General features: G+C 62.1%; 8 protein-coding genes. 6 read left to right on the top strand and 2 right to left on the bottom strand.

Annotation, left to right across the window (positions count from 1 at the left end; all coding sequences use genetic code 11):
• The first annotated feature begins 5 nt into the window (after positions 1-5).
• From aroK to hemE, 6 genes are all read left to right on the top strand, one after another.
• Positions 6-551 carry a shikimate kinase AroK gene (gene aroK / locus BN1079_RS14060; protein WP_074436845.1) on the top strand — a complete coding sequence of 182 codons (546 nt, stop codon included), beginning with the start codon at positions 6-8 and terminating at the stop codon, positions 549-551.
• Between the two features lie 26 nt (positions 552-577).
• Positions 578-1,681, top strand: a complete 1,104-nt coding sequence (aroB, locus tag BN1079_RS14065) for a 3-dehydroquinate synthase (RefSeq protein ID WP_037025480.1) — start codon at positions 578-580, stop codon at positions 1,679-1,681.
• A gap of 10 nt (positions 1,682-1,691) precedes the next feature.
• The gene (locus BN1079_RS14070; RefSeq protein WP_037025482.1) at positions 1,692-3,269 is read left to right on the top strand and encodes an AAA family ATPase; all 1,578 of its coding nucleotides are present in this window, start codon (positions 1,692-1,694) and stop codon (positions 3,267-3,269) included.
• Between the two features lie 170 nt (positions 3,270-3,439).
• Positions 3,440-7,888: a glutamate synthase large subunit gene (gltB, locus tag BN1079_RS14075; protein WP_037025484.1), complete on the top strand. Its 4,449-nt coding sequence runs from the start codon at positions 3,440-3,442 to the stop codon at positions 7,886-7,888.
• Positions 7,889-7,986: 98 nt separating this feature from the next.
• Positions 7,987-9,405 carry an FAD-dependent oxidoreductase gene (locus BN1079_RS14080; RefSeq protein ID WP_037025486.1) on the top strand — a complete coding sequence of 473 codons (1,419 nt, stop codon included), beginning with the start codon at positions 7,987-7,989 and terminating at the stop codon, positions 9,403-9,405.
• 209 nt (positions 9,406-9,614) lie between these two features.
• Positions 9,615-10,682, top strand: coding sequence for a uroporphyrinogen decarboxylase (hemE, locus tag BN1079_RS14090; RefSeq protein ID WP_037025490.1), 1,068 nt, complete (start codon positions 9,615-9,617; stop codon positions 10,680-10,682).
• Positions 10,683-10,984: 302 nt separating this feature from the next.
• Here hemE and BN1079_RS14095 read toward each other — a convergent pair whose 3' ends face one another.
• Positions 10,985-11,281, bottom strand: coding sequence for a hypothetical protein (locus BN1079_RS14095; RefSeq protein ID WP_037025492.1), 297 nt, complete (start codon positions 11,279-11,281; stop codon positions 10,985-10,987).
• Between the two features lie 180 nt (positions 11,282-11,461).
• On the bottom strand, positions 11,462-11,899 hold the full coding sequence (locus BN1079_RS14100) for a hypothetical protein (protein WP_037025494.1): 438 nt from the start codon (positions 11,897-11,899) through the stop codon (positions 11,462-11,464).
• Positions 11,900-11,956: the final 57 nt, after the last annotated feature.

An 11,956-nucleotide genomic window follows, 5' to 3' on the forward strand; every position in this document is an offset into this window, starting at 1 on the left:
TTTCGGTGCCCAATATCATCCTCGTAGGCCCGATGGGAGCTGGTAAAAGCACCATCGGGCGTTTGCTCGCCAAAGAGCTGCGTCTGGTATTTCGTGACTCCGACAAGGAGATCGAACAGCGCACGGGCGTCAGTATTCCGCTGATATTCGATGTAGAGGGTGAGCAGGGCTTTCGCGAGCGAGAACACAGCGTCATTGTCGATCTGTGTCGGCAGCCGGGCATCGTACTGGCCACGGGCGGCGGTGCGGTGTTGCGGCAAGATAACCGCCAGGCGCTGCGTGAAGGTGGGCAGGTCATCTATCTTTGTACTTCGGTTGAGCAACAGCTCGACCGCACTTCACGAGACCGCAATCGCCCGTTATTGCAAACGCCCAATCCACGGCAGGTACTGACCGAGTTGATGGCAGTGCGAGACCCTTTATACAGGGAGATCGCCGATATCATCGTTGAGACTGACGAGCGCCCGCCGCGTATGGTTGTTGGCGGAATCCTCGAACAGCTCCGCTCGCTGGCGCCTCGTGAACGCCCTGACGAATCTGCGCTATCCTAAGCCCCTTTAATTCACGGGGGGCCTATATGCAGATTCTGGATGTTGATCTCGGCGAGCGCAGCTATCCTATTCTTATAGGCGAGCAGCTTCTCGACCGCGGTGAGTTGTTGGCTCCCCATATACGCGGCAAGCAGGTGGCCATTGTCACCAACGAAACTGTCGCTCCACTTTATCTTGAGCGCTTGATGCAGAGCCTGGGCGGTTATTCCGTCACGCCCGTGGTTCTGCCGGATGGCGAGGCCTGGAAAAACTGGGAAACCCTCCAGTTGATCTTCGATGGCCTGCTGTCTGCCAGGCATGACCGCAAGACCACGATCATCGCTCTGGGTGGCGGCGTCATCGGCGACATGGCCGGATTCGCGGCAGCCAGCTACCAGCGCGGTGTGGACTTCATTCAGATCCCGACGACGCTGCTGTCCCAGGTTGACTCTTCGGTAGGCGGCAAGACCGGTATCAATCATCCCCTGGGCAAGAACATGATTGGTGCCTTCTACCAGCCGCAACTGGTGCTGATCGATACGTCCACGCTGGCGACATTGCCGGCGCGTGAGCTGTCGGCGGGCCTGGCCGAAGTCATCAAGTACGGTCTGATTTGCGATGAGCCTTTCCTCGGCTGGCTTGAAGACAATATCGACAGGCTGCGGGAGCTGGACCAGGTCGCACTGACCGAGGCCATACGGCGCTCCTGTGCCGCCAAGGCGGCGGTAGTGGGTGCGGACGAACGTGAGTCGGGTGTTCGTGCCACGCTGAATCTCGGGCATACCTTCGGCCATGCCATCGAAACCCATCAGGGTTACGGCGTCTGGCTCCATGGCGAGGCGGTCGCGGCGGGCACCGTGATGGCGCTGGAAATGTCGCGACGGCTTGGCTGGATTTCCGCCGCGGAGCGAGACCGTGGTGTGCGTCTGCTGGCGCGCGCAGGATTGCCGGTGGTTCCGCCGACCGACATGACGCCTGAGGATTTCATGCAGCACATGGCGGTCGATAAGAAGGTCCTCGACGGTCAGCTGCGTCTGGTGTTGCTCAAGCAGCTGGGCGAGGCCGTGGTAACGGGCGACTTCCCCCGCGAGGTGCTGGACGCCACTTTGCGCGTCGACTATGACCTCCTGATGCAACAGTCGAGAGCCTGAGAGAGTTTTCATGACCAGTTTGTCTGCCGATGATTCGCTCCTGAACCATTACGGGTTCAGTCATGATCCCTTTGCCCCGCGCGTGCCCGGTTTTAAATTCTTCCCTGCCCAGCGCAAGCCGGTGCTGGGGCAGTTGCACCATCTCGCGCGTTATAGCCAGCTGTTGCTGGTAGTGACGGGGCCAGAGGGAAGCGGCAAGACGCTGGTGCGCCAGGCGCTGGTTGCGAGTAGCAACAAGCAGTCGGTGCAGAGTGTGGTGATAACCCCGCAGGCCACGATGGATTCAAATCTCGTCCTGCAGCAGGTGGCCCAGGCCTTGGGCAGCCCGCGTACCGACTTCGATTCGATCATGGCGCAGATCATCCAGCTGGCATTGACCGGGCAGGAGATCTATCTGCTGGTCGACGATGCCGAGCTACTGACTGGCGCTGCCGTGGAGACCTTGTTGCGCCTTGCCTCGGGAAGCCCGGAAGGTCGGCCGCATGTGTTCCTCTTTGGTGAGCAGTCCCTGCTGGCTCGGTTGGAGGCGCTGGTAGATGGCGAGGAGCGCTTTCACGCAATTTCGCTACAGCCTTATGAAGAAGATGAAACCAGGGAATACCTGTCGTTGCGCCTGGAAGGTGCTGGAGCGGGGCTGGATTGCTTCAATGAAGAGCAGATTTTGCGCATTCACGAGCAATCGGGTGGCTGGCCGGGTGCAATAAATCAGGTTGCGCGCGAAGAATTGGTCGATGCGATGCACCATTCCAGGGCAAAAAGGAAGTCCGCAGGGTGGGGTTTTCCGCTTCCAATGAAGCACTCGCTGGCGTTGCTGGCCGTGCTTTGCATTGTTGCGATTGCGTTGTTCGTTATGCGCGATGGGGCCGACGAGCGGCCCGTGGCGCCAGTCACCACAAGCCTGCCGCTCGGAGGCTCGGCCGCGGAGCCAGGCGGTGCGGAACCTGCTGCGCCTGACGACGCGTCCCCACAGGCCTCCCAGCCGCCGTTGGTTCGGGAGCCGCTGGCTGCTACCGGTAGTGCGGACGTCGACGACTTCCCGCCACAGGATCCGGCGCCGGCCGTTCCGGTGCCCGCTCCTGAGCAGCCAAGCGAGCCTGCGGGCAGCACAACTCCGGTTGCGCCAAGCGCGCCTGCGCCTCAGCCTGTCGCTCCAGCTCCAGCTCCAGCTCCAGCTCCAGCTCCAGCTCCAGCTCCAGCTCCAGCTCCAGCTCCAGCTCCAGCTCCAGCTCCAGCTCCAGCTCCAGCTCCAGCTCCAGCTCCGCGGGAGCCTGCGCCGGCAGCAACCCCGGCCCCCGTTGCCGCGGCAGGCTGGTATGGCAGCCAGCCTGCCGGCAACTATCTGATTCAAATTCTAGGCACCCGCAATGAAAGCAATGCCCAGGCGCTGGTGAAGCAGCACGGCAGTGGCTATCGCTACTTCACCAAGCTTCATGAAGGCAAGCCGCTGTATGTGGTCACCTATGGCAGTTTCCCCAACCGCAACGCGGCGACCCAGGCGATCAAGTCATTGCCGGCTGCCCTGCAGGCTGGAAAGCCCTGGATACGAAACTTCTCCGGCGTGCAACAGGAAATCGCCAAAAAACCTTAAATAAATGCCCCAAAAAAGTGCGCAATGCACCTTTTTGGGGCTTGCAAAAAATAATTGTGTCGTTCTAGCTCACTTTGTAAACTGCTCCCCCGTTGCTCGCGTCCATTTTGGGGCGTTGCTCTATATGGCCGGTAAGGGGTTGATTTACAACGTATTTAGCTGGAGCGCCTATGAGAGCAGGTCTGTTTCGTCCTGAAGAGTTCAGGGATAACTGTGGCTTCGGGCTGATTGCCCATATGCAGGGCGAAGCGAGCCATCACCTACTGCAAACAGCCATCCAGTCACTGACCTGCATGACCCACCGCGGCGGCATCAACGCTGATGGCAAGACCGGCGATGGCTGCGGGCTGCTGATGCAGAAGCCGGACGCCTTTATGCGTCTCATGGCCCGTCAGCACTTCGATGCCGAGCTGCCGGATCTCTACGCTGTCGGCATGGTCTTCCTCGACCAGGACCCCATCAAAGCCGAGGCCGCCCGCGCCTGTTTCAATGAACAGATCCTCGCCCAGGGCCTGACCCTTGTAGGCTGGCGCGAAGTGCCGGTGGACACCAGCGTGTTGGGGCGCTTGGCACTGGAGCGGTTGCCGCGCATCGAGCAGCTGTTCGTCTGTGCCGAAGGCCTGTCCGAGCGCGAGTTCGGTATCAAACTGTTTATGAGCCGCCGCCGCACCGAAGTGGCGCTGGCCGACGACAAGCAGTTTTATGTCTGCAGTTTCTCCGACAAGGACATCATCTATAAAGGTCTGATGATGCCGGCCGATCTGGCGCAGTTCTATCCGGATCTGAGCGACGAGCGTCTGGCGACCGCCATCTGCGTCTTTCACCAGCGCTTTTCCACCAACACCATGCCGCAGTGGCCGCTGGCGCAGCCGTTCCGCTTTCTTGCCCACAACGGCGAGATCAACACCATCACCGGCAACCGCAACTGGGCCCAGGCGCGCCGCCTGAAGTTCGCCAACGAGCTGCTGCCAGATCTGCAAAGCCTCGACCCGCTGATCAATCGCAGCGGCTCCGACTCCTCCAGCATGGACAACATGCTGGAGCTGCTGGTTACCGGTGGTATGGATCTGTTCCGCAGCCTGCGCATGATCATCCCGCCGGCCTGGCAGAACATGGAAACCATGGATCCGGACCTGCGCGCTTTCTACGAATACAACTCCATGCACATGGAGGCCTGGGACGGCCCGGCGGGTGTGGTGCTCACCGATGGTCGCCACGCGATCTGCCTACTCGACCGTAACGGCCTGCGCCCGGCGCGCTGGATTACCACCAAGAACGGCTACATCACCCTGGCATCTGAAGTTGGCGTCTGGGATTACCAGCCAGAGGACGTTATCGCCAAGGGTCGCGTCGGACCGGGCCAGATTCTGGCCGTGGATACCCATACCGGACAGATCCTGCACACCGACGACATCGACAATCACCTGAAGTCGCAGCATCCCTACAAGAAGTGGCTGCGTCAGTATGCGTTGCGCATCCAGTCGACCCTGGACGACAACGATCACGGTTCGGCCTTCTACGACGCCGACCAGCTTCGGCAGTACATGAAAATGTTCCAGGTCACCTTCGAGGAGCGTGACCAGGTGCTGCGCCCGCTGGCCGAGCAAGGCCAGGAAGCGGTGGGTTCCATGGGCGACGATACGCCCATGGCGGTTCTTTCGCGTCGGGTGCGTTCGCCCTATGACTACTTCCGTCAGCAGTTCGCTCAGGTGACCAACCCGCCGATCGATCCGCTGCGCGAAGCCATCGTGATGTCCCTGGAAACCTGCCTGGGCGCCGAGCGTAACGTTTTCGAGGAAACTGCCGATCACGCCAACCGCGCGATCCTGACTACTCCGGTGATCTCGCCGGCGAAGTGGCGGACCATCATGGAGATCGATCGGCCGGGCTTCGATCGCCAGCTGATCGACCTTAACTACGAGCAGTCGCTCGGCCTTGAAGCTGCGGTGCGCAATATCGCCGACCAGGCTGAAGAGGCCGTGCGTGGTGGCAAGGTGTTGCTGATCCTCAGCGATCGCAACATCGCTCCCGGCAAATTGCCGGTGCATGCCTCGCTGGCGGTGGGCGCCGTGCATCACCGGCTGATCGAGACCGGCCTGCGCTGCGACTGCAACATCCTTGTCGAGACCGCCACGGCGCGCGACCCGCATCATTTCGCGGTGCTGATCGGCTTCGGCGCGACGGCCGTCTATCCGTTCCTCGCCTACGAGGTGCTGAGTGATCTGATCCGCACCGGCGAAGTGCTCGGCGATCTCTACGAGGTGTTCAAGCATTACCGCAAGGGCATCACCAAGGGACTGCTGAAGATCATCTCGAAGATGGGCATCTCGACCATCACCTCCTATCGCGGCGCGCAGCTGTTCGAGGCGGTGGGCCTGGCCGACGAGGTGGTCGACCTGAGCTTCCGTGGTGTGGCCAGCCGCATCAAGGGCGCGCGTTTCGTCGACCTCGAAGCCGAACAGCAGGCGCTCGCCGCCGAAGCATGGAACAACCGCAAGCCGATCCAGCCGGGCGGCCTGCTCAAGTTCGTCCATGGCGGCGAATACCACGCCTACAACCCGGACGTGGTCGGGGCGCTGCAGAAAGCGGTACAGAGCGGCAACTACGGGCTGTTCAAGGAATACACCGCGCTGGTCGATCAGCGGCCGGTGTCGATGCTTCGCGACCTGCTTAAGCTCAAGGAGGCCGAGCGTCCGCTGGCCCTGGATGAGGTCGAGCCGCTGGATGCGATTCTCAAGCGCTTCGATGCCGCCGGCATTTCCCTCGGCGCCCTGTCGCCCGAGGCCCATGAGGCCATCGCCGAAGCCATGAACCGCATCGGCGGGCGTTCCAACTCCGGCGAAGGCGGTGAGGACCCGGCGCGCTACGGCACCGCCCGCAGCTCGAAGATCAAGCAGGTGGCCACCGGCCGCTTCGGGGTGACCCCGGAATACCTGGTCAATGCCGAGGTCCTGCAGATCAAGGTGGCCCAGGGCGCCAAGCCCGGCGAAGGCGGTCAGCTGCCGGGCGGCAAGGTCAACGGCCTGATCGCCAGGCTGCGTTATGCGGTACCGGGCGTGACCCTGATTTCGCCCCCGCCGCACCATGACATCTATTCCATCGAGGACCTGGCGCAGCTGATCTTCGACCTCAAGCAGGTCAATCCCCAGGCGCTGGTGTCGGTGAAGCTGGTGGCCGAGCCCGGTGTTGGCACCATTGCTGCCGGCGTGGCCAAGGCCTACGCGGACCTGATCACCATCTCCGGTTACGACGGCGGTACCGGCGCATCACCGCTGAGCTCGATCCGTTATGCCGGTTCGCCCTGGGAGCTGGGCCTGGCGGAAACCCACCAGACCCTGCGCGGCAACGACTTGCGTGGCAAGGTCCGGGTGCAGACCGACGGTGGCCTGAAGACCGGCCTGGATGTGGTCAAGGCGGCGATCCTGGGCGCCGAGAGCTTCGGCTTCGGTACCGCGCCGATGATCGCCCTGGGCTGCAAGTACCTGCGCATCTGCCATCTGAACAACTGCGCCACCGGCGTAGCCACGCAGAATGATCAGCTGCGCAAGAACCATTTCATCGGCACTGCGGACATGGTGGTGAATTTCTTCACCTTCGTTGCCGAGGAAACGCGCGAATGGCTGGCCAGGCTCGGTGTACGCAGCCTGCAGGATCTGATCGGGCGCACTGATCTGCTGGAAACCCTGCCGGGCGAGTCCGCCAAGCAGGCCAACCTGGATCTCACGCCGCTTCTAGGCAGCGACCATATCCCAGCGGACAAACCGCAATACTGCCAGGTCGAGAAAAACCCGCCGTTCGATCAGGGTTTGCTGGCCGAGCAGATGGTCAGCCTCGCGCTGGATGCCATCAAGTCCGGCAGCGGCGGCGAGTTCGAGCTGGATATCTGCAACTGCGACCGCTCAATCGGTGCGCGCATCTCCGGCGAGATCGCCCGAATCCACGGCAACCAGGGCATGAAGGCTTCGCCCATCACCTTCCGTTTCAAAGGCACGGCGGGGCAGAGCTTTGGCGTCTGGAACGCGGGTGGCCTGCACATGTACCTCGAAGGCGATGCCAACGATTACGTGGGCAAGGGCATGACGGGCGGCAAACTGGTGGTCACGCCACCCAAGGGCGGCGCCTACCGCACACAGGACTCGGCCATCGTCGGCAACACCTGCCTGTACGGCGCGACCGGCGGCAAGCTGTTCGCTGCAGGTACAGCGGGTGAACGCTTCGCGGTGCGCAACTCCGGTGCCCACACCGTGGTGGAAGGCGTGGGTGACCATTGCTGCGAATACATGACCGGCGGTTTCGTCTGCGTGCTGGGCAAGACCGGGCACAACTTCGGGTCGGGCATGACCGGCGGTTTCGCCTATGTGCTGGACATGGACAACAGCTTTGTCGACCGGGTGAACAACGAGCTGGTCAACCTGCAGCGCATCACCGGCGAGGCGATGGAAGCCTATCGCAGCCATCTGCACGGCGTGCTGTGCGAGTACGTGGCTGAAACCGGAAGTGCTTGGGGTGCCGAACTGCTGGAAGACCTGGACGACTACCTGCGCCGCTTCTGGCTGGTCAAGCCCAAGGCGGCGAACCTGGCGAACCTGTTGTCGAGCACCCGCGCGAACCCGCAATAAAGAATTTGAGCTGAGAGCTCGAGGTTGAACGCTGGAAGCAACACATCTGCTTCCAGCCAGGTTTTTCCGGCTTCGAGCCCGCCGATGAGGTTTTTGAAATGAGCGAACGTCTGAACAACGACTTCCAGTTCATCGAGGTCGGGCGCAAGGACCCCAAGAAAAAGCTGCTGCGCCAGCGCAAGAAGGAATTCATCGAGATCTACGAACCCTTCAAGCCGCAGCAGGCCTGTGAGCAGGCCCACCGCTGTCTGGGGTGCGGCAATCCGTACTGCGAGTGGAAGTGCCCGGTGCACAACTACATTCCCAACTGGCTCAAGCTGGTCTCCGAGGGCAATATCCTCGCCGCCGCCGAGCTGGCCCACCAGACCAACACGCTGCCCGAGGTCTGTGGACGTGTCTGTCCGCAGGATCGTCTGTGCGAGGGTGCTTGCACCCTGAACGACGGCTTCGGCGCGGTGACCATCGGCTCGGTGGAGAAATACATTGCCGATACGGCCTTCGCCATGGGCTGGCGTCCGGATATGTCCCAGGTCAAGCCCACCGGCAAGCGCGTCGCCATCATCGGTGCCGGCCCGGCCGGTCTCGGTTGTGCCGACGTACTGGTGCGCAATGGCGTGACCCCGGTGGTGTTCGACCGCAATCCGGAGATCGGCGGCCTGCTGACCTTCGGTATCCCCGAGTTCAAGCTGGAAAAGAGCGTGCTCAGCCGCCGCCGGGAAATCTTCAGCGGCATGGGTATCGAGTTCCGTCTCAATACCGAGATCGGCCGGGACGTCAGCATCGAGCAACTGCTGGCCGAATACGACGCCGTGTTCATGGGAATGGGCACCTACACCTACATGAAGGGCGGCTTCCCCGGCGAAGATCTGCCGGGCGTGCATGACGCCCTGGATTTCCTCATCGCCAACGTCAACCGCAACCTGGGCTTCGAGAAATCGCCGGAAGACTTCGTCGACCTGCGCGGCAAGCGGGTGGTGGTCCTCGGCGGCGGCGATACGGCGATGGACTGCAATCGCACCTCGATCCGCCAGGGCGCCAAAAGCGTAACCTGCGCCTATCGTCGCGACGCAGCCAACATGCCGGGTTCGCGTCGCGAGGTGAAGAACGCCAAGGAAGAGGGGGTGAAGTTCCTCTTCAACCGCCAGCCCATCGCCATCGTCGGGGAAGGCCGGGTAGAGGGCGTCAAGGTGGTGGAAACTCGCCTGGGCGCAGCGGATGAAAAGGGCCGTCGCAGCCCTGAGCCGATCCCCGGTTCCGAGGAGATCATCCCGGCGGATGCCGTGCTGATTGCCTTCGGCTTCCGCCCGAGCCCGGCCGACTGGTTCGGTGCTCAGGAGATCCAGCTGGACAAGCAGGGCCGGGTGATCGCGCCGGAAATGGGCACGTTCAAGCACCAGACCAGCAACCCGAAGATCTTCGCTGGCGGCGACATGGTGCGCGGCTCGGACCTGGTGGTGACGGCGATCTACGAAGGACGGCAGGCAGCCGAAGGGATTCTGGATTACCTGGAGGTCTGATTATTGGTAGGGCGGATCAGGCTATAACGATCCGCTGCGAGGAAGCTGTGGTGGATGTGAAAAGCGACATCCACCCTACGGCGCTGCCCGCTCCCGGCTTGCCCTGCCTGACATGAATCAAGGCGAATAACAAAAGGCACGGCCCCTGCCGTGCCTTTTGCCATGGGCTTTGCGACAATGCGCGGCACTCTTTTTGCTGGAAGCCAGACATGACTGCCTTGAAGAACGATCGTTTCCTTCGTGCCCTGCTCAAGCAGCCCGTGGACGTCACCCCGGTGTGGATGATGCGCCAGGCCGGGCGCTACCTGCCCGAGTACCGCGCGACCCGCGCCCGGGCTGGTGATTTCGTCAGCCTGATGAAGAACCCGGAGCTGGCCTGTGAGGTCACCATCCAGCCGCTGGACCGCTACCCACAGATCGACGCGGCGATCCTCTTCTCCGACATCCTCACCATCCCTGACGCCATGGGCCAAGGGCTGTACTTCGAAACCGGCGAAGGCCCGCGTTTCAAGATGCACGTCAGCAGCATGGCCGACATCGAGGCGCTGCCAGTTCCGGACCCGGAAAAGGATCTGGGCTACGTGATGGACGCCGTGCGTACCATCCGTCGCGAACTCAATGGTCGTGTGCCACTGATCGGATTCTCCGGCAGCCCCTGGACGCTGGCCACTTACATGGTCGAGGGCGGCTCGTCCAAGGACTTCCGCAAGACCAAGGCCATGCTCTACAACTCGCCCGAGGCGATGCACGCCCTGCTCGACAAGCTCGCGCTGTCGGTTACCAGCTACCTCAACGGTCAGATCAAAGCGGGCGCGCAGGCGGTGCAGATCTTCGATTCCTGGGGTGGCGCGCTGTCCTCGGCGGCTTATCAGGAATTCTCCCTGGCCTATATGCGCAAGATCGTCTCGGGGCTGATTCGCGAGCATGAAGGGCGCCGTGTACCGGTGATTCTGTTCACCAAGGGCGGCGGTCTGTGGCTTGAAAGCATGGCCGAGGCCGGCGCCGAAGCGCTGGGTCTGGACTGGACCTGCGACATCGGCAGTGCCCGCGCGCGGGTCGGTGACAAGGTGGCTCTGCAGGGCAACATGGACCCGGCCGTTCTCTACTCAAGCCCGGAGTCGATCCGTGCGGAAGTGGCGCGGATTCTCGCTTCCTACGGTCAGGGCAGCGGTCACGTGTTCAACCTCGGCCACGGAATAACCCCCGAAGTCGACCCAGAGAACGCCAAGGCCTTCTTCGCCGCGGTACACGAGCTGTCTGCGCAATACCATCAATAAGCTGAGAGCTGGAGCTGACGTAGGGTGGATCACGCTTTATCGATCCACCGGGTGGCGGCCCACCGGGTGCCGCCACAGGTCGTCCAACGGGCACCCCTCCTTCAGGCTACGTCTCTAATGGCTGCTGCAAACACTAGAAACTCATGAAACCCTCGCCACATTCGGCGCGGGCTCGCGCTGTCCACAAAGCAGTGCATTACCCGCGACCTGTGGGAGCGCAGCCCTCGGCGCAAAGCTCTTACGGCATCGGCCAGAAGAGGGTGGCGACCCGTATCACCGGGACCACCTTTTTCCAGCCCGGCTCAGGGCTGCTGGTAATGCCCTGGCGCGCCGCTTGATTCATCTTCGTGAATCAGTCGGGTTACGCGAATATCGGTAATTCCCACCACCTCCGCCTGGCGCAATAGCTCGGCTTCGTCAGCTTCGGCGTCGGGCATCACCAGGCTGTTTTCGGCGTCGGCATTGTGATGTTCGATCAGGCGCCGGGCTGCCTCGCCTTGGGTCAGGCTTTCCACATCAGACTCGATGATCTGCGCGCGTGGGTCGTTCTGAAAGATATAGTTGACTTCGAACTTGTTGGTCGATCGGTTTCCGAGCATGGCAGTTCTCCTCTAAGGATGGGGCTGCCCAGTTGACTCACCGGTCCAGTTATTCGTTCGCCACGTTGGTCGAGTGACCCTGGAAGAGGATTTGCGAAAGCGCCGGGGTTCGGCGCCCGCCAGCCTGTCACCAGCAGGTGGATCGACAACGGGCGATCCACCATGCAGGAGCTCGGCTGCTTATTTCACCTTGGCGAAGTTCGCCTTGAGGGCAACGCCTGCCATCACCGCGCCGGCGTGGCACTCGTACTTGCTGCTGTCCTTGTACTCGACGTGCTTGTAGTTGCTGACGATATCCACCACGGCGTTGGCGCCGGCCGCCTTGGCGGATTTCTCCAGGCCGATCAATGCGGACTGCAGCGCCCAGCTGCAGGCGGCTTCGTCGGTCTTGTTGAAGGCGTTGGTCTTCTTGCTGGTGGTCACGCCGCTGCGCAGGATCTGCGCACCCGCCGGGCGTTTGGCCAGGTAGAACTTCACGCTGCCATCCAGGCGACCGGCCGCGGTGGCTTCGGCCACCGCCTCATCGAAGGGCAGGTAGTGGGTGGTGTCGCGGGCCTGGCTGATACCGGGCAGGCTGCAAAGCACGAGCGCCGCGCCGATCCATGTGGTTTTTTTCATGGTCCATCTCCTTACGGTGTTTTGGGGGTAAAGCTAGCTGCTGGGCAACTGCTAAAA

This window comes from Pseudomonas saudiphocaensis, from assembly GCF_000756775.1.
Taxonomy (GTDB): domain Bacteria; phylum Pseudomonadota; class Gammaproteobacteria; order Pseudomonadales; family Pseudomonadaceae; genus Stutzerimonas; species Stutzerimonas saudiphocaensis.

Bases quoted from the DNA above. Each gene is read 5' to 3' on its own strand.
- BN1079_RS14070 (WP_037025482.1), top strand. From the start codon at position 1,692: ATGACCAGTTTGTCTGCCGATGATTCGCTCCTGAACCATTACGGGTTC.
- aroB (WP_037025480.1), top strand. From the start codon at position 578: ATGCAGATTCTGGATGTTGATCTCGGCGAGCGCAGCTATCCTATTCTT.
- BN1079_RS14100 (WP_037025494.1), bottom strand. From the start codon at position 11,899: ATGAAAAAAACCACATGGATCGGCGCGGCGCTCGTGCTTTGCAGCCTG.
- hemE (WP_037025490.1), top strand. From the start codon at position 9,615: ATGACTGCCTTGAAGAACGATCGTTTCCTTCGTGCCCTGCTCAAGCAG.
- BN1079_RS14080 (WP_037025486.1), top strand. From the start codon at position 7,987: ATGAGCGAACGTCTGAACAACGACTTCCAGTTCATCGAGGTCGGGCGC.
- BN1079_RS14095 (WP_037025492.1), bottom strand. From the start codon at position 11,281: ATGCTCGGAAACCGATCGACCAACAAGTTCGAAGTCAACTATATCTTT.
- gltB (WP_037025484.1), top strand. From the start codon at position 3,440: ATGAGAGCAGGTCTGTTTCGTCCTGAAGAGTTCAGGGATAACTGTGGC.